Origin of the sequence: Lysinibacillus sp. CD3-6 (assembly GCF_006351725.2) — a bacterium.
In the GTDB taxonomy this organism is placed as follows: Bacteria; Bacillota; Bacilli; order Bacillales_A; family Planococcaceae; genus Lysinibacillus.
Window position 1 is genome coordinate 2,064,319 of sequence record NZ_CP085880.1, and the last position, 21,960, is coordinate 2,086,278.

25 protein-coding genes are annotated in these 21,960 nt (G+C 36.7%); 19 read left to right on the forward strand and 6 right to left on the reverse strand.

What is annotated here, in order from left to right; translation table 11 throughout:
* The first annotated feature begins 2 nt into the window (after positions 1 to 2).
* From FH508_RS09935 to FH508_RS09950, 4 genes are all read left to right on the forward strand, one after another.
* Positions 3 to 197, forward strand: coding sequence for an NUDIX domain-containing protein (locus FH508_RS09935; protein ID WP_228134471.1), 195 nt, complete (start codon positions 3 to 5; stop codon positions 195 to 197).
* A gap of 457 nt (positions 198 to 654) precedes the next feature.
* Positions 655 to 870, forward strand: a complete 216-nt coding sequence (locus FH508_RS09940) for a DUF1659 domain-containing protein (protein WP_172771177.1) — start codon at positions 655 to 657, stop codon at positions 868 to 870.
* Between the two features lie 27 nt (positions 871 to 897).
* Positions 898 to 1,122 carry a DUF2922 domain-containing protein gene (locus FH508_RS09945; protein ID WP_172771178.1) on the forward strand — a complete coding sequence of 75 codons (225 nt, stop codon included), beginning with the start codon at positions 898 to 900 and terminating at the stop codon, positions 1,120 to 1,122.
* 77 nt (positions 1,123 to 1,199) lie between these two features.
* Complete coding sequence (locus tag FH508_RS09950) at positions 1,200 to 1,328, forward strand: YvrJ family protein (protein ID WP_172771179.1); 129 nt, start codon at positions 1,200 to 1,202, stop codon at positions 1,326 to 1,328.
* Between the two features lie 222 nt (positions 1,329 to 1,550).
* Here FH508_RS09950 and FH508_RS09955 read toward each other — a convergent pair whose 3' ends face one another.
* Positions 1,551 to 1,925 (reverse strand): type II toxin-antitoxin system RelE/ParE family toxin, encoded by a 375-nt coding sequence (locus FH508_RS09955; RefSeq protein ID WP_139860300.1) that lies wholly within the window; start codon positions 1,923 to 1,925, stop codon positions 1,551 to 1,553.
* Positions 1,926 to 1,927: 2 nt separating this feature from the next.
* A complete protein-coding gene (locus tag FH508_RS09960) occupies positions 1,928 to 2,092 on the reverse strand; it encodes a hypothetical protein (RefSeq protein WP_172771180.1) in 165 nt (54 codons plus the stop codon).
* A 419-nt stretch (positions 2,093 to 2,511) separates the two neighbouring features.
* Between FH508_RS09960 and FH508_RS09965 the strand changes: the two genes are divergently transcribed.
* Entirely contained in the window at positions 2,512 to 3,120 is a 609-nt protein-coding gene (locus tag FH508_RS09965; protein WP_139860298.1) for an SCO family protein, read from the forward strand.
* 51 nt (positions 3,121 to 3,171) lie between these two features.
* Here the strand turns inward: FH508_RS09965 and FH508_RS09970 are convergent, their stop codons facing one another.
* The gene (locus FH508_RS09970) at positions 3,172 to 4,932 is read right to left on the reverse strand and encodes a cache domain-containing sensor histidine kinase (protein WP_228134472.1); all 1,761 of its coding nucleotides are present in this window, start codon (positions 4,930 to 4,932) and stop codon (positions 3,172 to 3,174) included.
* Positions 4,925 to 5,662, reverse strand: coding sequence for a response regulator transcription factor (locus FH508_RS09975; RefSeq protein WP_172771182.1), 738 nt, complete (start codon positions 5,660 to 5,662; stop codon positions 4,925 to 4,927). The genes FH508_RS09970 and FH508_RS09975 overlap by 8 nt, the downstream gene beginning before the upstream one ends.
* Before the next feature lie 386 nt (positions 5,663 to 6,048).
* Here FH508_RS09975 and FH508_RS09980 point away from each other — a divergent pair, with 386 nt between their 5' ends.
* The 4 genes from FH508_RS09980 to FH508_RS09995 all read left to right on the forward strand — a co-directional run bounded on the left by FH508_RS09980 (position 6,049) and on the right by FH508_RS09995 (position 8,973).
* Positions 6,049 to 6,807, forward strand: coding sequence for an amino acid ABC transporter ATP-binding protein (locus tag FH508_RS09980; RefSeq protein ID WP_172771919.1), 759 nt, complete (start codon positions 6,049 to 6,051; stop codon positions 6,805 to 6,807).
* Positions 6,788 to 7,597, forward strand: a complete 810-nt coding sequence (locus FH508_RS09985) for a transporter substrate-binding domain-containing protein (protein ID WP_172771183.1) — start codon at positions 6,788 to 6,790, stop codon at positions 7,595 to 7,597. Before FH508_RS09980 ends, FH508_RS09985 begins: the two co-directional genes overlap by 20 nt.
* 62 nt (positions 7,598 to 7,659) lie before the next feature.
* Positions 7,660 to 8,310, forward strand: a complete 651-nt coding sequence (locus FH508_RS09990; RefSeq protein WP_172771184.1) for an amino acid ABC transporter permease — start codon at positions 7,660 to 7,662, stop codon at positions 8,308 to 8,310.
* A gap of 132 nt (positions 8,311 to 8,442) precedes the next feature.
* Positions 8,443 to 8,973 (forward strand): DUF1572 family protein, encoded by a 531-nt coding sequence (locus FH508_RS09995; protein WP_172771185.1) that lies wholly within the window; start codon positions 8,443 to 8,445, stop codon positions 8,971 to 8,973.
* Positions 8,974 to 9,087: 114 nt separating this feature from the next.
* Here the strand turns inward: FH508_RS09995 and FH508_RS10000 are convergent, their stop codons facing one another.
* On the reverse strand, positions 9,088 to 10,485 hold the full coding sequence (locus tag FH508_RS10000; RefSeq protein WP_172771186.1) for an alanine/glycine:cation symporter family protein: 1,398 nt from the start codon (positions 10,483 to 10,485) through the stop codon (positions 9,088 to 9,090).
* A 387-nt stretch (positions 10,486 to 10,872) separates the two neighbouring features.
* Between FH508_RS10000 and FH508_RS10005 the strand changes: the two genes are divergently transcribed.
* Together FH508_RS10005 and FH508_RS10010 are read left to right on the forward strand one after the other, a co-directional pair.
* Entirely contained in the window at positions 10,873 to 11,562 is a 690-nt protein-coding gene (locus FH508_RS10005; RefSeq protein ID WP_172771187.1) for an aspartate/glutamate racemase family protein, read from the forward strand.
* 28 nt (positions 11,563 to 11,590) lie between these two features.
* A complete protein-coding gene (locus tag FH508_RS10010) occupies positions 11,591 to 12,649 on the forward strand; it encodes a DmpA family aminopeptidase (protein ID WP_172771188.1) in 1,059 nt (352 codons plus the stop codon).
* A gap of 44 nt (positions 12,650 to 12,693) precedes the next feature.
* On the opposite strand, the gene FH508_RS10015 is transcribed toward FH508_RS10010, so the two are convergent.
* Positions 12,694 to 13,149 carry a hypothetical protein gene (locus tag FH508_RS10015; protein ID WP_172771189.1) on the reverse strand — a complete coding sequence of 152 codons (456 nt, stop codon included), beginning with the start codon at positions 13,147 to 13,149 and terminating at the stop codon, positions 12,694 to 12,696.
* A 307-nt stretch (positions 13,150 to 13,456) separates the two neighbouring features.
* Here FH508_RS10015 and FH508_RS10020 point away from each other — a divergent pair, with 307 nt between their 5' ends.
* The 8 genes from FH508_RS10020 (at position 13,457) to FH508_RS10055 (ending at position 21,959) form a co-directional block, all read left to right on the forward strand.
* On the forward strand, positions 13,457 to 14,194 hold the full coding sequence (locus FH508_RS10020) for a M15 family metallopeptidase (RefSeq protein ID WP_172771190.1): 738 nt from the start codon (positions 13,457 to 13,459) through the stop codon (positions 14,192 to 14,194).
* Positions 14,191 to 14,985, forward strand: coding sequence for a M55 family metallopeptidase (locus tag FH508_RS10025; RefSeq protein WP_172771191.1), 795 nt, complete (start codon positions 14,191 to 14,193; stop codon positions 14,983 to 14,985). Before FH508_RS10020 ends, FH508_RS10025 begins: the two co-directional genes overlap by 4 nt.
* A 149-nt stretch (positions 14,986 to 15,134) precedes the next feature.
* Positions 15,135 to 16,961, forward strand: a complete 1,827-nt coding sequence (locus FH508_RS10030; RefSeq protein ID WP_228134473.1) for a peptide ABC transporter substrate-binding protein — start codon at positions 15,135 to 15,137, stop codon at positions 16,959 to 16,961.
* Positions 16,962 to 17,103: 142 nt separating this feature from the next.
* Entirely contained in the window at positions 17,104 to 18,048 is a 945-nt protein-coding gene (locus FH508_RS10035) for an ABC transporter permease (protein ID WP_172771192.1), read from the forward strand.
* Positions 18,048 to 19,022, forward strand: a complete 975-nt coding sequence (locus tag FH508_RS10040; protein ID WP_172771193.1) for an ABC transporter permease — start codon at positions 18,048 to 18,050, stop codon at positions 19,020 to 19,022. Before FH508_RS10035 ends, FH508_RS10040 begins: the two co-directional genes overlap by 1 nt.
* 12 nt (positions 19,023 to 19,034) lie before the next feature.
* Positions 19,035 to 20,096 (forward strand): ABC transporter ATP-binding protein, encoded by a 1,062-nt coding sequence (locus FH508_RS10045; protein ID WP_172771194.1) that lies wholly within the window; start codon positions 19,035 to 19,037, stop codon positions 20,094 to 20,096.
* Positions 20,086 to 21,033 carry an ATP-binding cassette domain-containing protein gene (locus FH508_RS10050; protein WP_172771195.1) on the forward strand — a complete coding sequence of 316 codons (948 nt, stop codon included), beginning with the start codon at positions 20,086 to 20,088 and terminating at the stop codon, positions 21,031 to 21,033. The genes FH508_RS10045 and FH508_RS10050 overlap by 11 nt, the downstream gene beginning before the upstream one ends.
* Entirely contained in the window at positions 21,030 to 21,959 is a 930-nt protein-coding gene (locus tag FH508_RS10055) for a S66 peptidase family protein (protein WP_172771196.1), read from the forward strand. The genes FH508_RS10050 and FH508_RS10055 overlap by 4 nt, the downstream gene beginning before the upstream one ends.
* The last annotated feature ends 1 nt before the right edge of the window (position 21,960 follow it).

Genomic DNA, 21,960 nt, shown 5'->3' on the forward strand with positions numbered 1-21,960 from the left:
GAATGAGGGCTGAGCAAATTATAACAAAAGCTATTTGTCTATTTAGAAATGACGATTTAATACTTGTCGCCGAAGGTTTCGATGAAGTAAAAGGGGAATTTTATTATCGGCCAATTGGTGGAAAAATTGAATTTGGAGAGACAAGTGCGGAAGCAATACAAAGAGAAGTACGTGAAGAAATAGAGGCAAATATTTAGAATCTAAACTATATAGGAACAATTGAAAACATATTTACATATAACGGTGACCTTGGGCACGAAGTAGTATTTGTATATGATGCTGAATTTGTAGATAAGTCCTTTTATGCAAACCCTTCTTTTTTTGGAAAAGAAGATAATGGTGCAACGTTTAAATTGCTATGGAAGGCAATTAGTGATTTTACAAATAATAAAATAACTTTAGTGCCAAACGGATTACTCGATTTGCTTTGAATGGCTACATGAGTTAGGACCTACGGAAACTTCTTACTCTAAAGAAACAAATAATATATTTTTAAGTCGTTCGGATAGTCGGACGGCTTTTTTATAGGTGTATTTTTCACGCTTGTTTATTTTGTGGTCGTAAACTGCTGCTTGTTTCAAAAACAAATTTCTAATTAATGTCCCTTCACACATGAAATAGGCGTATATAGTGTGCAGAAAGGGGGTGTTACTGATGCAAAAAACGAATTTTTTAGGTGCAACACTTCGTCTAAAGTATATGGCGGGCCACAATGAAAAAAATGAGCCAAAGTTCGCAATCAAAACATACCGTAATGTCAATGGGACGCATACTACAGAAGCATTCGTAGCGGTAGCGAAAGCAATTGCGAGTCTTTCCTCACAGCCACTCGAAGGTATTTTGAAGCAAGAAACTACAGAATTATCGTAATAACAGAAAACATAAGGAGGGATTACATTGGCAAAAGTATTAGAGTTACTATTTGAAACAGAGACGGGGAAGACGGCGTCGATTGCAATTGATGCACCGAAACCAAATGTTACACCTACTGAAATTCAACAAGTAATGCAAACGATTATTACGAACAATGTATTTGGTGGACAAGCTGGTGCTTTTGTGAGGATAAAGGGAGCTCGGCTCATTGATCGTCAAGTTTCAGAATTTGAACTAGGCATGAAATAATGATTGAAATGGTCTTTGCACTAAGCTGCAAAGACCATTTTTAAAAAGGGAAAAAAATATCGAAAGGAGAAAGCACTATGGAACAATGGCTGAATATGGTCTCCAATATTGGCTTTCCAATACTCATATCGTTTTATTTATTACATCGCGTTGAAGTAAAGCTGGATGCAATACATGATGTGCTTGTTTCGATTAAGGATAGGTGATTTGCATTATGCTAAAGTGATATGCTAACTTTTTTTTGCATGCTACCACGACATTCCTCAATTAAATTGACAATATAGAGTGTGAAACACAATGAGAAAAAGTGTTAGATTATTTAATATCTAACACTTTTTCTATAAAACTTGATGTCGCTATAGTGGACACTTATTGTGAGCGTCACGTTAATCTAGAAACGTCGCAGTTTTCTTTTTTTAAACTTAACATTATTTAAGTTGTGGTTCATTCTTTTTAATTAAGTTTATAATATCTTTTGTAGAAATATTTTCTTGTTCATTTTTCGAGTATATATCCAATAAATATACTAGATTATTACTTGTAATCAAATAAATAATAACTCGAAATCCACCAGACTTACCTTGCTTCGCACTTGTATTTGCCATTCTTTTTTTGAAAATTTTAAACCTTTTTTTACTATTTTCGAATTTTACACCTACACCCTGGATAGGTTCGCCTAATTCAGCACCTACTTCGATTTCATCAATTAATGCTTCAAAATCATCAACTATCTTTGGATACCGCTTTAGTAATCGCTTAAACTCCTTTTCAAATGTAGGAGTTGTGTTAACTCTATACTTCATTACTATTTCTCTTCACGTAAATCTTTTAAAAAAGAACGTGCTGATTTTTTAGGTAGTAAGCTTTGTTCAATTAAATCAACTTCTTGAATTGCATTTGATATTTGATGATTTCTAGTAGAGGGAATGGACTTGTTTAAGACTTTTTTTATAGTTTCAGTAGTTGTCATATCTTTTTTTTCCTCCTTATCACACACTAAACTCACCGCCTTATTTAAATACAACTATATATATTAAGCATAGACGGTGTGCAATCCTTTAAATAAATCATAGCAAATTGCGTCAATCTATCAAGCTTTTCAGTATATTCATTGAGATTTTCCTATAATTCGATAGACTATTTTGTTAAATTTCAACACAACATGTCTTATTTTTTTGATGTCTGGATTGAATTGGGTGGCGGCAGCATGTCTACTGTTATTTTGTTTTACATCGCGTTGAAGTAAAGCTGGATGCAATACATGATGTGCTTATTTCGATTAAAGAAAGATGATTTCACAAAGATGTAAGAAAGCTGTCACGTCAGGTAGTTGTCAACGCTTACACCATTCGATAAGATGGGGGTAATGTTGGTAGGGAGTGTGTGAAGATGAAAAATAAGGTAATAGGATTAGTGTTACTATTAGCGTTAATTACAGTACTGAGTGCATGTGGAAATGTGAAGTTTAAAGCTGATTATAGTTATGAAATACAAGATTTTGACCATGTCAATCAGCGTGGAGAAAATGTGTCACTTGAAAGTTTAAAAGGCAAACCTTGGTTAGGCATGTATATTTTCACGAATTGTAATTCAGTTTGTCCACCAATGACGTTTAACATGACCCAAATACAAGAAAAGCTCATGAAAAAAGGAATAGAGGATTACAATCTTGTCGCTTTTTCAGTAGATCCTGAAGTTGATACACCTGAAGTGCTCGCTGACTATTTAGCAAGATATACAGTGCCTGACGAATCGAAATGGAATCTTCTTACGGGGTATTCTCAGTCATATATTGAGCAATTTGCCGTAAAATCCACAAAATTACTCGTAAAGGATGACCCAAATTCAGATCAAGTTATCCACGGTATCCAATTTTTCTTAGTCGATAAAGATGGTATCCTCGTAAAACAATATGACGGCTATGCGAAGGACGCAGCAGATGTACCAATCGATACTATCGTGGGCGATTTAGAAACATATATAGATGAAAACTTATAACGAAAAGAAAGCTAGTGCGGGTATAGCACTAGCTTTTTATTGCACACCTTATTATATTTTCAATGGAATCTTCATCTTAACGACCGTTCCCCAACCTTTTTTACTTAGAATAGTAAGTCCCCCATGATCTCCAAAGGCGACAAGAAGGCGCTTATGTGTATTACTTAACCCAATATGACTGTATTGCTCATTTTGCTGAAGACGCTCACGTACTAATTGTAGCTGACTTCGTTCCATCCCTTTTCCATTATCGATAACGGCTAATGTCATCAAATCAGCCTGAACGGTCAATTTAATTTTAATATGACAAAGAAGCTTTTTATGTTTCCCGTGCTCAATGGCGTTTTCAATTAATGGCTGTATCGTCAACTTTTTCACTTTGAATGGCATAATATCATCATCATATTCCCATAGAACGTGAAATTGATTTTGATGACGTGCTTTCAAAATATCAATATAGTGCTTCGTGTATTTAATTTCCTCCATTATAGGGACCATACTTGATTCATCGTCAAGTGAGTAGCGGAGAATTGTCGCTAAATTATCAATCATATCATTTAACTCATTTGGTTTTCCCGTTAATGAGATGGCACGCCAATTTAATGTCTCTAAAGTATTAAATAAAAAATGCGGATTCAGTTGTGATTGGAGGGCGGCTAGCTCTAACGTTTGCTCCTTGTATTTTTTCTCCGCTAGCTTTCGTTTCAATGTATTCTGCTCCGTAAAATTGAGTAAAACTTTATGTGTAATGAGACTATACACATCATTAACAGGGATTGAAATGTCAGGTAATACACCGCCCTGTTCAGCAGATTGAAAAATTGCTAATATCTTTCGCATATGGACTGTTGCTTTTCTCGTTATCCAAAAGGCATAAATAACACTTCCGATGATGCAAATTGCTGAAAGAAATAAAACAAGCTTTAACAGTTTCTTTGGCACTTGGTAAAGACTCGTTTTAGGATTGATCGATAAAAACGTCCAGTCATATTTTGATGACTCCATTTTAGAGATGACGTAGGGCTTGGCATCAATTGTCATATCAAAAAATGTATTGGGATTAGATGTCAGACTTTGTATGATTCGGTTGCCTAGTTCATAATTTTGTTCGTTAAAAATAATATTATTTTTATTGTCCACAATGACTAAATTGCGTCCTACTGTTGTTGACAGTGATGCGAGCTGTTGCTGCAAATAGTCTGCTTTAATATTTAAGACAAGTACACCATTATTTTTAGGGATAGTGCGATACATCGTAATAATATTTAAAGGTGTATCCATTTGGTTATTCGTTATACGTTTAATAGTTCTTGATTCAGCCCAAGTTTCCTCGTAGCCGAGATGCGTAACAAAGCTATGATACCAATTAAAATCGAGTGTATTTCGTAATTCGACTAAACCAGTTGTAGTTGTCGATAAATACTTTCCAGAGTCGTTCTTTACATAGATGTATATCGAATGAATATATTCTCTAGCCTCTTTTGGTGCATCAATAAAATTTTTTAATGTGACAAGGTCCGTATAGTCCTGGTGGGTAAGTGATGGCTTATCCATAAGCTGCTGCAAGTTATCGAATTGATTTGTACTTGAAATAATATAGCTGTTTAACGAATCGAGCTCATAAAAGATAAGCTCGATATTTTCCTTTGTTTGCGTTAAAAGATCTGTATTGCGATCAATAATATCCTGTAATACATATTGTTGAATTAAAAAAATGGATAATGCGCCTAATACAATAAGTGGAATAAGCATTGGGATTAATAGGCTAATTAAATTTTTCAAAAAATAGGTGCGTATGTAATGATTAGTCAATGTGAAGGCCACACTCCTCGTTTCGGTATTCACGAGGTGTTTTACCAAAATATTTTCGGAATGTACGAGTGAAATTTTTAGCATTGCTATATCCTGTCAATTCACTAATTTCGTAAATTTTATAGTCAGGATTTTTTAAAAAGATTGCTGCCTTTTCCATTTTGACTTCGACGACAAAATCTGAGAAATTGCGGCCTGTTTTTTCCTTGAAATATTTACTTATGTAGACTGGATTTAAATGAACAAGCTGTGACGCGCCTTCAAGAGAAGCATGTTGATAATGCTCGTTCACATAATTAAATATCGTTTCAATGACCTTATCATGATTAAAGTCTGTTTTATATGTTACATATTTTTCGTCGAGCTGTGCTTTAATTTTTGTAAAAACTGTCACAAGCTCACTGTATTTTGTCGGTTTCGTTATATAGTTTTTTACACCGTATTGGATAGCTTGCTGTGCATAATCAAAATCTTTATAGCCACTTAAAAACACGACATGTATTGGCGATTTTTGTTCATCGAGTTGTTGCGCAATTTCAATACCTGTTAGTTCTGGCATCCGTATATCTGTAAGTAACACGTCAACATGATGATTTGAAATAAAAGTTAAAGCCTCTATCCCGTTCTCAACAATACCAACTATTTCAAAACCAATTTCTTCCCATGGAAAATAACTGCTTAAGCCATTCCGAATTTCAAATTCATCGTCAGCAATTAATAATTTATACATAGTACATCATCACCTTTAAAATAATTAGAAATATTAAAATATTTACATTTTATCATACTCTATTTAGTAAGTTTATGAATCTAAAATGTTGAAAATTGATACTTTAAACAAGTGTAAGGGACTAACATATTAAAAAAAGATACTATTATGTCTAATAAAAGCCCTTTTTTCAACATTATTATTACTGTTTAATTAAAAGTGTATTAATTATTTAGCAATTTAGTAATTTCAGATAATTGATATGTGACGAAATGTGCAAGAGGATAATGAACGAGGGGGAGTCTTTAATTAAGTAGAAAAATGTCCAAATATATAATGGAAAATAAAAGTTGAGTAATACCGATGAAAAAGCAAATGATATCGATTTTGCAGGAAGGATGATAGCAATGATTCAAGTCAACAATTTAAAAAAATCCTTTGGCTCTTTACAAGTTTTAAATGGAGTAGATTTACAAATACAGCAAGGGGATGTTGTTGTATTAATTGGCGCGAGTGGTTCAGGAAAAAGCACTCTGTTACGTTGTTTAAATTTCTTAGAGTTATATGACGAAGGCCATATCAGTATAGAAGGACAAGCCATACATGCGACTAAAACGGATTTAAATAAAGTTCGAGCTGAGGTAGGTATGGTGTTCCAGCATTTTAATCTTTTCCCTCATCGGACAGTTCTTGAAAACATCATCGAAGCACCCATCTTTGTAAAAAAGCAGTCAAAAGAAACAGCAACCGCTTATGCATATGATTTACTTGAAAAAGTAGGGTTACGAGATAAAGCGACAATGTACCCTGATAGTTTATCGGGCGGTCAAAAGCAGCGAGTAGCTATTGCACGTGCATTGGCGATGGAGCCAAAAGTGATGTTATTTGATGAACCAACCTCTGCATTAGATCCAGAGTTAGTTGGGGAAGTATTACAAGTTATGAAGCAACTTGCTAATGACGGCATGACGATGGTTATTGTGACGCATGAAATGGGCTTTGCGCGTGAAGTTGGAAATCATATCGTCTTTTTAGAAGGTGGACAAATTTTAGAAGAAGGTCATCCTGACACTTTCTTCGATAACCCAAAAAATGAACGAACAAAACAATTTTTAAACAGAATTTTACACATGGGGGGTAATAAACATGAAGCAATTCAAGCTTAAAGCATTATTAGCAACCTTAACATTAGGGGTAGGACTTTTAGTTGGTTGTAGTTCAAATGAAGATTCAAAAAAAGCGGCATCGTCAGGCACTGAACAAGAGGAATTTGTTTATGCCATGAGTGGAATATATAAGCCATTTAATTATAAAGAGAATGGCGAGTTAGTTGGATTTGACGTAGAACTTGGAGAAGCTTTAGCTGAAAAAATGGGCATGAAACCTGTCCCGATGACTTTCCCATTCGAATCAATTATTCAAGGTCTACTAGATGATAAATTTGATGCGATTTTAGGCAGTATGACCGTCACGGAGGAGCGTTTAAAGGTTGTTAGTTTTACGGACACTTACTATCGTTCAGGCTCACAACTGTTTGTAGCTGAAAATAATACGAGCATTAAATCAGGAGCAGATGCAGAGGGCAAAGTAATTGGTGCCGTGCCCGCTACAAATTATGAAACGGATGCGTTAAAATTAACGGCCAAAGAAAATGTCATTACGTATCCACAAGGGGATGTGGCAGCATTGATGGATATTAAAACAGGTCGTTTAGATGCAGTTGTGGCAGATAATATTTTTGCGCAGCTTGCTATTGATGAAGCGAAAATACCAGTGAAAGCTGTTGGAGATTTATTAGCAGTGAATGAGCAAGCAATTGCTGTGAATAAAAACAATGAGGAATTAAAAGAAAAGCTAAATATAGCGTTAGCACAACTTATTGCGGATGGAACATATGCAAAAATCAGTGAAAAGTGGTTTGGTTTTAACTTAATGGACGAAAGAGTTAGTAAATGAGCAACGGGGGAAACTTTCCTCCGTTTCCTTACAACAATGAAGACAACAGAGTGGGTGAATAGATGTTAGAAATTTTTCAATCGAATTATAAAATGCTTTTTGATGCGCTATGGGTAACACTTTCAGTAACGGTTTGTTCATTAGTATTAGGTAGTATCGTCGGGTTAATTATCGCCTTTTTTAATATGTCTAAAATAAAAGTACTGAAATATTTTGCGGCAGTGTATTTAGCGATAATCCGTGGTACACCGATGATTGTTCAAATTTTTATATTATATTTTGGTATTTCTTCGTTCCTTACGCTGCCTTCCTTTTGGGCGGGTGTATTGGCTTTAGCTGTCCATAACGGTGCGTATATTTCTGAAATTTTTCGAGGCGCAATTCAGTCAATCGATCGTGGTCAAATGGAAGCGGCTCGTTCATTGGGGATGTCTCAAACATTGGGGATGCGTCGAGTTATTTTACCTCAAGCTATGCGAAGAGCAATTCCGCCATTAGGCAATCAATTCATTATATTACTGAAGGAATCGGCACTAGTTGCTTATATTGGGATGTCGGATTTATGGAGTACGACATTAGCCATTGCAGGTGCAAACTATCGTCCATTAGAAACATATATGGTGACAGGTGCCTTCTATTTAATATTAGTTTTAGCATTTACGTTTATTTTCAATAGAATGGAGAAGCGTTTAAATTTACAGACGCGTCATTAAAGGGAAACTGTAGCAACGAGTACGTTACAGTGCCTGACACCGAAAAAATTGGCAATTTTCAAAATTGTTTGGGTGACAGGCACTTGTTATAATATGATTGCACCAGCTACAAATAAGGGGAGGTAGTTTTGTATGAGCATGGGTGAAACATATTTACACGTTGTTCTAGAGAGATTTAAATCTGTTAAGGCGGATGGTGATAAAACAATTGCACAATTAGACATTGAGCAATTGCATTGGGCTTTCAATGAGGAGTCAAATAGTATTGCGGTCATTGTCAAACATGTTAGTGGAAACATGATTTCAAGATGGACTGACTTTTTATTAACTGATGGCGAGAAAACGACAAGGAATCGTGATGATGAATTTATTGATAGCATTGATACTAAAAAAGAGTTAATAGCGATTTGGGAAAAGGGCTGGCAAGTATTTTTGAAAGCTTTACAGAGTTTAACAACAGAAGATTTGTTGGCCAACGTCACAATAAGAGGACAGCAGCATACAGTGATAGATGCTATTGAAAGACAGATGGCACATTATGCTTCGCATGTCGGACAAATTGTCTACGTAGGTAAACAAATAAAAGGAAATGAGTGGAATACATTGAGTATTCCAAGAGGGCAATCGCAGGCATTCACAGAAGCAATGATAAAAAAGGGATAGCTCAACTGGCAAAATTATTATTGATAGAAAATTAAGAATTTTTTAGGTGACAGGCACATAAAATGGCATTTAAAAAGCCATCCATCAAGTTTAACTTGATGGATGGCGTTTCTTTTATTTTCGATCATCTTCCCAGCAATCTGTATTTTTCAATCCTGGGATAGACTTTGCGTAAAAGACAGGGTTTTTTCCTTTTTTACGTTGTTGCGTAAAATCATCTAAAACTCGGAAAGCGATTTTACCGAGAATCATAATAACCGTAATATTGATTAGCGCCATTAGCCCCATAAATAAATCAGCTAAGTTCCATACAAGTTGTACTTGAGCTACTGAACCGAACATTACCATGGCTAATACTAAAAAGCGATATAGAGTCATCCAGCCTTTATGTGCATTGATAAACTCAATATTTGATTCGCCGTAATAATAATTACCAATAACGGAGCTGAATGCGAAGAAAATAATACTAATTGCAATAAAATAAGGTGCCCAATCGCCAACGTGCACGGCTAATGAGTTTTGCGTTAGAATAATGCCATCACTTTCACCTGTTTTATATAAGCCTGCCAAAATAATAATAAAGGCAGTTGCTGAACAAATCATAATTGTATCAAAAAATACGCCTAAACTTTGCACAAGTCCTTGTTTAGCGGGGTGTGAGGTATTAGCTGTTGCAGCTGCGTTTGGCACACTACCCATACCAGCCTCATTAGAAAATAATCCTCTACGAACCCCTTGCATAATGGCTATACCTATAGCACCACCAGTGGCTTCCTGAAGTCCAAATGCTTGAGAGAAAATAAGCTTGAACACTGTTGGAATTTCACCTAAATTTGTTACAACGACATATAGTGCAACGAGTAAATAAAATACGGCCATTACAGGTACAATTACTTGTGTAAATTTAACAATTCTATGTACACCACCGAAAATGATCATGGCCGTTAACACTACTAATAGAATGCCAATAATAACAGGTCTAATATTAAATGCTTCACCTACAGAAGTTGCAATCGTATTTGACTGTACAGCGTTAAAAATAAAGCCAAAGCTCAATGTTAAAAGAATACTAAAAACGATTCCTAACTTACGTTTTCCTAATGCCTTTTCTATATAATAGGCAGGACCACCACGAAAAGTATCGCCGTCTTTTACTTTATAAACTTGAGCGAGTGTACTTTCAATAAAAGCTGTAGCCATACCGAGGATGGCAATAATCCACATCCAAAATACTGCACCAGGACCACCAACACCGATAGCAAGTGCAACACCTGTAATATTACCAGTACCTACACGCGACGCCGCGCTAATTGTAAAAGCTTGAAACGGAGAAACACCAGATTCACCATCTCTTTTCTCCGTAATTAAACGAAACATTTCAGGGAAAAGACGTATTTGTACAAACTTAGAGCCAAACGTAAAATATAATCCAGCTGCTAATAATAATATAATTAAGAGGTACGTCCATAATATATTATTCGTGCCATCTACAATATTTGAAATCCATTCCATTTGTCTTCCTCCTTTTTCAATAAGTTTTTATTTTACACTTTTTTTTTATTAAACATCAAATTTTTAAAAATTCATAATAATAAAATGATATTTAAATTTTGAAGAGTATTGTTATTTTGTAAATATTTATATGGTGGTAAAATGGGAGTAAAGGAAAGCAGGTGTCGACTACAGTAAATGTAATATTCTTTTCAATTTAGTATTGAACTTGGTTTTTCTTTTATACCTATAAATAGTAAAGACGAAATGACTATTATTAGTATAAAGTTTCACGGAAAACGCTGTTATTGGCAAAGAAAGTAGTTTTTTTCTTCTATTTTAATAAAAATTTATGATGAAATCACGTTAGAAGCGAAAGAGGATTTTAATAAATAAGGAGTTGATAATTTGAAGACGATTGGATTAATTGGTGGTATGAGCTGGGAGTCTTCAGCAATGTATTACCGTCTACTTAATGAGAAGGTACAGCAGCAATTAGGTGGCTTACATTCAGCAAAGTGTATTTTATATAATGTCGATTTTCAAGAAATCGAGCATTATCAAGCGAATGGACAATGGCAAAATGCAGGAGAAATATTAGGGGAAGCGGCACGATCGTTAGAAAAAGCAGGTGCCGATTTTATTGTCATCTGTACAAATACAATGCATAAAGTAATTGATATTATTGAGACGAATATTACGATACCCATTTTACATATTGCTGATGCAACAGCTGTTCAAATTCAACAGGCTAGTATACAAACAATTGCATTGCTTGGTACAAAATATACGATGGAACAAGAGTTTTATAAAACTAGAATCGAACAGGCTGGTATTAACGTAATAGTGCCAAATGAAGAAGAACGAACAGTCATCAATCGAATTATTTATGAAGAATTATGTTTAGGAAAAATTGAACCAACTTCAAAAGAAACTTATTTACAGGTTATAGCCAATCTTGTGAAGTCTGGCGCACAAGGCATTATTTTAGGCTGTACTGAGATTGGATTGTTAATTCAGCAAGAAGATGTTTTAGTCCCTGTTTTTGATACGACTATCATTCATGCGTTAGCGGCTGTAGAGAAGGCACTAGAATAGAGAGGGCTTTTTGATAAGGAGCGATAAAATGACTAAAAAAGTGCGGGAAATGGGAATTACAATAGGTATGTTACCAGTAGGTGAAAAAAATTGTATTACCGATGTGCAAGGTGTGCAAGTAGGTCATGTCACACTTGACGAAAGATTAAAGGAAGACGGAGCATATGCTTGTACAGGTGTAACAGCCATTTTACCGCATGGTGGAAATTTATTTCAACAGAAAGTGACAGGGGCAAGTTATGTATTAAATGGTTTCGGTAAAACAACGGGTCTTATTCAAGTAAATGAGCTAGGGGTGATTGAGTCACCAATTATGCTGACAAATACTTTTGGTGTGCCCGCTGTAACACAAGGAACGTTGCAATATATGTTAGAGACAAATAGTGAAATTGGTGATAGTACAGGGACGATTAATCTAGTAGTGGGGGAATGTAATGATAGTTATTTAAATTCTATTCGGGCTTGTCCAGTTACACCAAATCACGCAGTCGAAGCGATTCATAAGGCATCTGAAGATAGAGCAGAAGAAGGTGCTGTTGGAGCGGGAAAAGGTATGATTTGTTTCGGCTATAAAGGCGGAATAGGATCATCATCGCGTATCGTGACAATGGAACAACATGATGAGATCAACTATACAGTTGGTTGTATCGTTTTAAGTAATTTTGGCCACAGTTCGGAGTTTTTAAGGGAACACTACAATGTTCTAAATGCTCACAGTAACTCGGTTTTATCACCAACAGATGGCTCAATTATCATTGTTCTGGCAACGGATGCCCCGCTTAGTAGTCGCCAATTAACACGTGTGATTAAACGCTGTGGAATCGGACTTGGACGAACAGGCAGTCATTATTCACATGGTAGTGGTGATATAGTGATTGGCTTTACGACAGCAAGGCTAATTTCGCATCAGACGGATCAATATTTAGAAACACGACAGCAACTACGTGAAGACCATCCGATTATGAATCAGTTATTTATCGCAGCTGCCGAAGTTACAGAGGAGGCCATTTTAAATTCTCTTTCACAGGCACAAACAACTACTGGTCGAGACGGTCATATAGTAGAAGCCTATACATTTCATACTTGAACGAAAAGCTACTGAACACAAAGGTGTTTAGTAGCTTTTTTGCATTAAATCTCAAAGGACTGTAAAAATTTCTTAATGTCGTTTTCTACTGCTTGTATATCACCATATATTCCTTGTTTTGCTAAATAGTAAGCATCTGATAAATGCAATAAATCTATTATTATCCCCTTTGAACAATCCTCTAACTGGATAAAGTCAATTAATTCAAAAAGCATTGCCGCCACTTTAGCTAAATTGTTTGAAGAGGTATGTTCATTACTGAGCATGCTGAGCATGATGTACAAAGGGGAATCGTTGAAAGGACTTCCATAAAAGGAATGTAATAATGAACAGACATCAATCGGTTTTGCTTTTGAGGATAATGAAATATCGATTAATTCATATGGCGGTTGTTCAAGACTTCCAATCAGAGCGTCTGCCCAATCAATTACATCTTGTACCGTAAAATATCCTATTGCTATTCCTAATCGATAAACTTCTGCCATCACTTTTATATCCATAGGGTACCTCCTTTTCAACTACAATTATAGGTAAATAAACGCGATGCCATTATTTGATATATTTCGGTTAGATTCTATAACTTTCAATATGGAATTTCGCTAAATTACTATAAAATAGCAAAAAAAACGCCATATGCATTAATTATTTTCCTATTTGTAGCATAATTTGTGTAATCAGTAGAGAATAGCTAATAATTTGTAATTATTCTTTTTTTATCTAGTCAACAATTAAGTGGTGTGTTAATATTCAATGAAAATACTGAATTATCTAATAATTTTACATGTTTCCTACAAAGAGGTGGGTACGATGCAAGAAAAGTTTCATCAGCCAATCGAACTGAGCGCTACTCCGACGAATCAATCAACTCCTAAAATTAGAAAAAACTTCGAGCCATTAATTAAAATTGACAACCTACACCCTAGAATATTTACTCAGCCTATATATTACCAACAACAAATTGTTAGCAGTTTACAATCCATTTATTTGCGCAAAGAAGCTTTTGAGCGATTACAGCAAGCTATAATGCTATTGCCTGAAAACTATAGCTTTATTTTATATGACGGATACCGTCCACTTCAGGTGCAACAATTTTTGTTTGCTAAATTTTCTAAACAAATTCAATATCAAAATGCTCATTTCTCAGAAGAAACTGTTTTTAAAGAAACGTTAAAGTTTGTTGCTTTTCCAAACGAAGGCCAAGAACATTTTGTTCCGCATGTTACAGGGGGAGCCATTGATTTAACACTCGGAGATGACAAAGGCAATGCCCTAGATCTTGGGACAGCATTTGATGAAATGAGTGAAAAATCTGCAACGCGCTATTTTGAACTGCATTCTGATGAAAATAGGCAAGCATGTTTTCATCGCCGTCTTTTGTATCACTGTATGACCGCGGCAGGATTTACGAATTATGCTGAGGAATGGTGGCATTATGATTTTCACAATATTGCTTGGGCGACAAGGGTAAATGCTAAGGAAGCTAGTTATGGTGCTATTGAAGCAAAGGTTGAAAATTATTTAATGAAGGAGTATCGATATTTATGAAAGTTTATATAAGTGCAGATATTGAAGGCATTACAGGAACAACTTCGTGGAGTGAGACAGAACTGAATGCACCAGATTATCATTTTTTTCAGAAGCAGATGACGAAGGAAGTTGAGGCCGCCATTGAAGGTGCGATAGTTGGTGGTGCCACAGAGATTTTATTGAAGGATGCCCATGATTCAGCTCGCAATATCGATATTTCGAATTTGCCTATCAATTGTAAAGTCATTCGCGGTTGGACATATGATCCGATGTGTATGGTAGCTGGACTGGATAGTAGCTTCGATCGTGCTATTTTCATCGGGTATCACAGTAAAGGTGGAAGTGAGCGTAATCCATTAGCACACACGCTTTGTGTATTTGCAGATATTAAAATAAATGGCGAATATGCAAGTGAATTTCTCATTAATACGTACGCCGCTGCCTTACATGGTGTGCCAGTATCTTTTGTCAGTGGAGATGTGGGGCTGACAGAAGAGATTCAATCATTTAATCGTAACATTATAACATTTGCCACAAAGGAAGGGGTAGGCAATGCAACAATAAGTGTTAGTCCTCAATTGGCAATTAGCGAAACAAAACGGCTTGTAGAAGCATCTATGAAAGTATCACGGACCGACTTACAAGTGACATTACCCGACCGATTTGTCGTGGAAATTATTTACCGTGACCATACACGAGCTTACCGAAACTCATTTTATCCGAATGCGACATTTAAGCCGCATAACACAGTCGAATTCGTTACAGATGATTATTTTGAAGTGCTTCGGCTATTACAGTTTTTAACATAAAAAATATCACAAGGATAGATTTAGACGGATCGAGTTTAAGTGTGAAAGATCCTATTGCAGGTAGTCCTATTTTTAACAATAATCGAATATCGATGACGGAGGCAATTGGAATAGGATTTTCATGATAAAAAAAGCTTAGGGGGATGCTTATGATGAAAAGGAAATGGTTTCTATTAGTATGTCTAGTCGCCTTACTTTGTGCTGCCTGTAGCAATGATTCTTCAGACGAGAAAAAATCTGAGTATCGGGTCGTTTATTCTGGAGAAATTAAAACATTAAACTATTTAAAAACTTCTGAAACAAATGAATTTGCTGTTGCTGCTAATCTAGTTGATGGACTTATTGAATACGATAAGTATGGCGTCGTACAACCAGGCATAGCGAAAGAATGGTCTTCAAATGAAGATGCAACGGTTTGGACATTTAAGCTACGAGATGATGTGAAATGGGTGACGCATGAAGGTAAGGAGTACGCAGATGTTGTAGCACAAGACTTTGTGGATGGCCTCCACTATGTTTTAGATGCAAAAAATGAATCCTCTACCGTATGGAGTGCGACAGTTGTAAAAAATGGCGAAGCATTCTATAACGGAGAGCAAACTGATTTTTCCAAAGTAGGAATCAAGGCGATTGATAAACAGACAGTTGAATATACTTTAGAGGCGCCTACACCATATTTTCTTTCGATGTTAAATTATGTTTGTTTCTTCCCTGTGAATGGCAAGTTTTTAGCTGAGCAAGGGGAGAAATTTGGTACAACACGTGAGAATTTCTTATATAACGGAGCATATATTTTAGATAAATTTGAGCCTCAAAATGAGCGTGTTTTAGTGAAGAACGAAACATATTGGGATAAAGGTAACGTGCTCATTGATCGGATTCGCTATAAATATAATAAAGAAGCGGCAACAGTTGCTCCAGAGCTGTTTTTACGTGGTGAAATCGATTCAGCAGATATCCCTACTTCCATAATTGACGAATGGTTCAATGATGATAAGAAAAAATCACAAGTACGTCAAACGCAAAATAATTTCTACTCGTATTTCTATGCATTAAACTTTAATCCACAATTCGATGCGGAATATGAACCCGATAACTGGAAAGTCGCTGTCAATAATAAAGATTTCAGAAAGTCATTATTCCATGCACTTGATCGTGTATCAGCGATGCTAACAGTTGAACCGTTTAATCCACAAGATTTACTGAGTAATACAATCACACCGAAAAACTTTGTAGATGTGGAAGGTGTTGACTATACACAACTAGAACCATTGATTTCTATTTCAAGTAATGATTCCTTTAACAAAGATTTAGCATTAGAGTTTAAAGAAAAAGCAATGACTGCACTGGAAGGGAAGGCGACATTCCCAGTAAAGGTATTAATGCCATACAACTCTGGGATGCCAGATTGGGCAAATCGTACACAAGTCATTGAACAACAAATTGAAAAATTATTAGGTGCCGACTATGTTGATATTATTGTAGAAGCAGGTCCATCGACAGGCTTCTTATCAGAAGTTCGACGTCCTGGTAAATTTGCAATAATCGAAGCAAACTGGGGGCCAGATTATGCGGATCCATCCACATATACAGAGCCTTTCAGCGTGGACGGCACTTACAATAAGCCAGAATTAGCGGAAGGATATACAGAAGCAAATGGTCAAACAATCTACTTGAATTTATTAGAAAAAGCGAAAGCGACGATTGATACGGAAGCACGCTATAACCTATTTGCTAAAGCAGAAGCTTTCTTAATTGATGAAGCCTTTGTCATTCCGTATGCCGTTGGTGGAAGCGGTTATGTCGCTTCAAAATTAAATCCATTCGAAGCTCAATATTCACCATTTGGTGTGACAGCAGAGAAGTTTAAAGGGCAAAAAGTGTTAGAAAAACCAATGAGTAATGAGGAGTTTAAGGAAGCGTTGGCACAGTGGGAGCAGGAAAGGGCAAATGCATTAACCAATGCAACAAAATAAAAGAGTGAAATAATCATTGCCATGATTTAATCCGTTTGCAATAAGTGGTGATTTTTCAATAAAGAGGAGATGACCGAAAATGCTGATTCGGCATCTCCTTCATGCTTTGTACACCTATCAATATGGAGGGGAGGGCTTCGATATGTTGTGGTATGTAGGAAAGCGTTTATTACAATCCGTTTTCACACTGTTTATTATTATTACGATTGTGTTTTCATTACTACGATTAATGCCCGAAGAAGGGTATTTAGGGGCAGCGGCAGAGAAAATGTCACCAACTCAAAAGGAAACCTATTTAACGAGTTTAGGGTTACGTGATCCATTGCCAGTGCAATTGGGGCATTTTTATGCGGATTTAATGCATGGTGATTTAGGCAAATCCGTTACATATCGTACGGATGTACCTGTTGTCACAATTATTTCCGATAAAATAACGTATTCACTGTTATTTGGATTAGGGGCTGTCGTCTTATCGCTTCTTATCGGTGTGCCACTGGGTATTCTCATGGCTCAAATGAAGGGGCGATGGCTGGATCGGCTAGGGACTGGCTACATAGTTTTTGTCGTAGCCGTACCAGCAGCAGTGTATTACTTAGTAATCCAAATGTATATTACCGATATTTTTCATTTACCAATGCTCTTTGATGAATACAGGCCAATTACTTGGCTATTACCACTAATATCAATGGCGTTAGCACCGACTGCTTCCTATGCGATGTGGATGCGCCGTTATATGGTCGATGAACTAAACAAAGATTATATTAAGCTAGCACGTGCAAAAGGAGTGAAAGAGCGCACGCTGATGTTTAGTCATGTATTGCGAAATGCCTTTATTCCGATGGCGCAATATTTGCCAGCAACAATCCTTTTTACTATCACTGGCTCAATTTATATTGAATCATTGTATTCTATTCCAGGCATGGGAGGACTGCTCGTTGATGCTATCCAACGGCAGGATAATACGATTGTACAAGGCTTAGTGCTTGTTTTTTCATCACTGGGAATTATCGGTTTAATTTTAGGTGATATCGCCATGGCGCTTGTTGATCCACGCATTAAATTAGGGAAAGGGGAGAGTGTGCGCTAATGAGCATTTATACCGAAGAGATAGATAATATTTCAGACAAATCTCGTGCAGAGCTATTTGAATTTTTTGAAGCGAGTGATCGTCAAGCGGAAGAAACAGCATACTCCAACTATTCTTATTGGCGTTCTACCTGGCAATCTTTTTTGAAAAACCGCATGGCTGTCTTGTTATTAATAATCGTTTGTATCATTGTAGCTTTCACCATGTTGCAGCCTTATTTGCCAGCTCAAAAATCACCGACCGAAATATATCTTGATGAACAAACGGGATTACAGGCACGTAATATTGCACCAAACGCAGAATTTTGGTTTGGCACGAACTCAATAGGGCAGGATTTATGGTCTCGTATTTGGGCAGGGACAAGGACATCGTTAATGATAGGCTGTGTTGTCGCATTAGTGGAAGCGGTTGTGGGAATTACAATCGGCACATTATGGGGCTTCTCTCGAAAATTAGAAATGCCGATTACTCAGCTGTATAACGTAGTAGATAATATTCCAACAACGATTGTTCTCATTTTAATGTCCTATATATTACGTCCGAGTATTTCGACCATAATTATTGCCATGTGCATTACTGGTTGGGTAGAAATGGCGCGTTTTATCCGTAATCAGATTGTTATTTTACGAGATCGCGAATACAATTTAGCATCCAAATGCTTGGGCACGTCTGATTATCGAATTATTATAAAAAATCTACTCCCGTACTTAATTTCTGTCATCATGCTTCGGATGAGTCTGGCGATTCCATTTGCAATTGGTGCAGAAGTATTTTTAACGTATATTGGCTTAGGTTTACCAATTAGTGAGCCTTCACTAGGGAATTTAATTAATGAAGGTCGTGTCCTTATGATGTCACCTGATTTAAGATATCAGTTAATTTTCCCCAGTATTGTACTAAGCATTATTACGATAGCATTTTATATTATTGGTAACTCATTTGCAGATGCAGCAGACCCGAAAAATCATGTGTAGGGGGGAAATGAAATGGCAGTGGAGCAAACAAAATCTCGTATTTTAGCGATTCAAAATTTAGTCATTACATTTACACTACGTGGTCAAGTACTCACAGCCATTCGAGATATCTCACTTGATCTATATAAAGGTGAAAGTCTTGCCATTGTTGGAGAATCGGGTTCAGGTAAATCAGTGCTTATGAAATCAATTATGGGCCTACTCGATAAAAACGGCACTGTCGAGCAAGGGCAAATTTTATACAACGATATGGATTTAGCACAATTTAAAACGGAACAGCAATGGTTGAATATCCGTGGTAAAGAAATCGCCATTGTTACACAGGACCCAATGACATCTTTGAATCCATTAAAACCAATCGGCAAACAAATTGAGGAATGTGTTGTGTTACACCAAGGGCTAAAAGGCAAAAGTGCTTATGACGAAACACTCAAACTATTAACGGACGTCGGAATTTATGATGTAGAGAAACGCTATAAACAATACCCACACGAATTTTCAGGAGGAATGCGCCAACGTATTGTTATCGCGATTGCACTTGCTTGCAAACCGAAAATTTTAATATGTGATGAACCGACGACGGCACTGGACGTAACCATTCAAGCACAAATTTTACAGCTTTTGAAAAATTTGCAGCAAAAATATGGACTAACAACTGTTTATATTACACATGACTTAGGCGTTGTAGCAAAAGTAGCGGATCGTGTCGCTGTGATGTACGCAGGGGATGTTATCGAAGTTGGTGGCACACATGAAGTATTTTTTAACGGTAAACACCCATATACATGGGCACTTATTTCTTCATTACCACAGCTCGGGTCAAAAGGGGAACAGCTTTATTCTATTAAGGGGACCCCACCAAACCTCTTTAAAGAAATTAAAGGAGATGCTTTTGCCCCGCGTAATCAATTTGCCTTAAAGATTGATTACGAGATACGTCCTCCATTTTTTCAAGTAAGTGAAACACATTATGCACGTACGTGGTTATTAGACCCTCGTGCACCAAAAGTAGAACCTCCCGCAACGCTACAAGCGTTTTTTGAAGAAGGGAGACTGTATGCCAATGAACAATAAAGAAGTATTAGTCGAAGTGAAAAACTTGAACATTATTTTTGGCAAAGGGAAAAATAAGTTTGTCGCAATTGACAATGTGAGTTTTGACATTTATAAAGGCGAAACATTCGGCTTAGTGGGTGAATCGGGCTCAGGAAAAACGACCATTGGCCGTGCCATGATGCGCATCAATGAAGTCACGAGTGGTCAAATATTGTATCATGGCAAGAAAATTAACGGCAAAATCACTAAAAGTTGGGACCGTGAAATTACGCAAAAAATACAAATGATTTTTCAAGACCCGATGGCATCGCTCAATGAACGGGCAAAGGTCGACTATATTATTTCAGAAGGTCTCATAAATACGAAAAATTTTAAAGATGAGGCTGACCGTCAACAAAAAGTACAAAACGCGCTATTAAATGTTGGCCTATTGCCTGAATTCGCTAGTCGTTTTCCACATGAATTTTCAGGTGGTCAGCGTCAACGTATTGGGATTGCCCGCGCCTTAGTGATGGAGCCAGAATTTATAATTGCAGATGAGCCGATTTCTGCATTGGACGTGTCAATTCGGGCGCAAGTACTTAATTTGCTGTCGAACATACAAGCAAAAAATAACTTAACATACTTATTTATTGCTCATGATTTATCAATCGTACGATTTATTACGGATCGTACTGCCGTCATTTACAAAGGGAATATTGTCGAGCTAGCTGAAACAGAAAAGCTTTTTACTAATCCAATACATCCGTATACGCGTGCATTGCTGTCAGCAGTACCTGAGCCAAATCCATATAAGGAGAGGGCAAAGGTAGTAGAAATTTATAATCCATTACAGCACCGATATGAAAAGTCACCGCCGTCATTTGTGGAAATTGAGAAAGGGCATTTTGTATTAGCGAACGAAGAGGAAATCGAAAATTATCGTACATCTAAAAAAGTGGAGGTTAGTGAATGATTCGACCTAAAGCTTTAACTAAAGGGGCTACAATCGGACTGATCAGTGCTTCAGGTGCTACGCCACCAGAAAAGCTTTACCCCGCAATTGATAGTATTGAAAAACTCGGTTTTAACGTAATAGTGGGTGAAACGTGTCGTGCAAGACATGGTTATTTAGCAGGTTCAGATGAACTTCGTGCGCATGATGTGAATGAAATGTTCCGTAATCCGCAGGTGGATGGCGTTTTCTGTATACGAGGAGGGTACGGAGCTACAAAAATTTTACCAAGACTTGATTTTGAAATGATTAAAAATAACCCAAAGGTATTTGCAGGTTATAGCGATGTGACAGCATTACATATCGCTTTTAATCAAAAATGTGGCTTTGTTACTTACCATACGCCGATGCCATCAACAGAATTTATTGCTCAAAACATGGACCAATTTACGTGGGATTCCTTTATGAAGCAAGTGATGGCAACAGATAACAACTGCCTGCTGCTAAATCCTCCCCACCAACCAATGACAACTCTCGTTACTGGAAAGGCGACAGGACAGCTTGTTGGTGGCAATTTAACATTGATAACGGCTTCACTAGGCACGCCATATGAAATTGATACTAAGGATAAAATTTTATTTTTAGAAGATATAGATGAGAGCGAGCAACGTGTGGATCGCATGCTGACACAGTTGAAATTAGCTGGTAAGCTCGATGAAGCACAAGGATTGTTACTAGGGGCATGGACAAATTGCGGACCAGATCATCCAGAGCATCCCGAACGTAGCTTATCACTAAACACTATTTTTGAGGAGATTTTAGTACCATTGAAGAAACCAATTTTAATGGACCTTGCCTGTGGTCACTGCTTACCGACAATGTCACTTCCTCTAGGGCGAACAATTACCGTACATGCAGAAACGCAAAAAATAAAAGTTATAGGGTAGG

Bases quoted from the DNA above. Each gene is read 5' to 3' on its own strand.
- FH508_RS09935 (WP_228134471.1), top strand. From the start codon at position 3: ATGAGGGCTGAGCAAATTATAACAAAAGCTATTTGTCTATTTAGAAAT.
- FH508_RS09940 (WP_172771177.1), top strand. From the start codon at position 655: ATGCAAAAAACGAATTTTTTAGGTGCAACACTTCGTCTAAAGTATATG.
- FH508_RS09950 (WP_172771179.1), top strand. From the start codon at position 1,200: ATGGAACAATGGCTGAATATGGTCTCCAATATTGGCTTTCCAATACTC.
- FH508_RS09955 (WP_139860300.1), bottom strand. From the start codon at position 1,925: ATGAAGTATAGAGTTAACACAACTCCTACATTTGAAAAGGAGTTTAAG.
- FH508_RS09960 (WP_172771180.1), bottom strand. From the start codon at position 2,092: ATGACAACTACTGAAACTATAAAAAAAGTCTTAAACAAGTCCATTCCC.
- FH508_RS09965 (WP_139860298.1), top strand. From the start codon at position 2,512: ATGAAAAATAAGGTAATAGGATTAGTGTTACTATTAGCGTTAATTACA.
- FH508_RS09975 (WP_172771182.1), bottom strand. From the start codon at position 5,662: ATGTATAAATTATTAATTGCTGACGATGAATTTGAAATTCGGAATGGC.
- FH508_RS09980 (WP_172771919.1), top strand. From the start codon at position 6,049: ATGATTCAAGTCAACAATTTAAAAAAATCCTTTGGCTCTTTACAAGTT.
- FH508_RS09985 (WP_172771183.1), top strand. From the start codon at position 6,788: ATGAAGCAATTCAAGCTTAAAGCATTATTAGCAACCTTAACATTAGGG.
- FH508_RS09990 (WP_172771184.1), top strand. From the start codon at position 7,660: ATGTTAGAAATTTTTCAATCGAATTATAAAATGCTTTTTGATGCGCTA.
- FH508_RS09995 (WP_172771185.1), top strand. From the start codon at position 8,443: ATGAGCATGGGTGAAACATATTTACACGTTGTTCTAGAGAGATTTAAA.
- FH508_RS10000 (WP_172771186.1), bottom strand. From the start codon at position 10,485: ATGGAATGGATTTCAAATATTGTAGATGGCACGAATAATATATTATGG.
- FH508_RS10010 (WP_172771188.1), top strand. From the start codon at position 11,591: ATGACTAAAAAAGTGCGGGAAATGGGAATTACAATAGGTATGTTACCA.
- FH508_RS10015 (WP_172771189.1), bottom strand. From the start codon at position 13,149: ATGGATATAAAAGTGATGGCAGAAGTTTATCGATTAGGAATAGCAATA.
- FH508_RS10020 (WP_172771190.1), top strand. From the start codon at position 13,457: ATGCAAGAAAAGTTTCATCAGCCAATCGAACTGAGCGCTACTCCGACG.
- FH508_RS10025 (WP_172771191.1), top strand. From the start codon at position 14,191: ATGAAAGTTTATATAAGTGCAGATATTGAAGGCATTACAGGAACAACT.
- FH508_RS10030 (WP_228134473.1), top strand. From the start codon at position 15,135: ATGATGAAAAGGAAATGGTTTCTATTAGTATGTCTAGTCGCCTTACTT.
- FH508_RS10035 (WP_172771192.1), top strand. From the start codon at position 17,104: ATGTTGTGGTATGTAGGAAAGCGTTTATTACAATCCGTTTTCACACTG.
- FH508_RS10040 (WP_172771193.1), top strand. From the start codon at position 18,048: ATGAGCATTTATACCGAAGAGATAGATAATATTTCAGACAAATCTCGT.
- FH508_RS10045 (WP_172771194.1), top strand. From the start codon at position 19,035: ATGGCAGTGGAGCAAACAAAATCTCGTATTTTAGCGATTCAAAATTTA.
- FH508_RS10050 (WP_172771195.1), top strand. From the start codon at position 20,086: ATGAACAATAAAGAAGTATTAGTCGAAGTGAAAAACTTGAACATTATT.
- FH508_RS10055 (WP_172771196.1), top strand. From the start codon at position 21,030: ATGATTCGACCTAAAGCTTTAACTAAAGGGGCTACAATCGGACTGATC.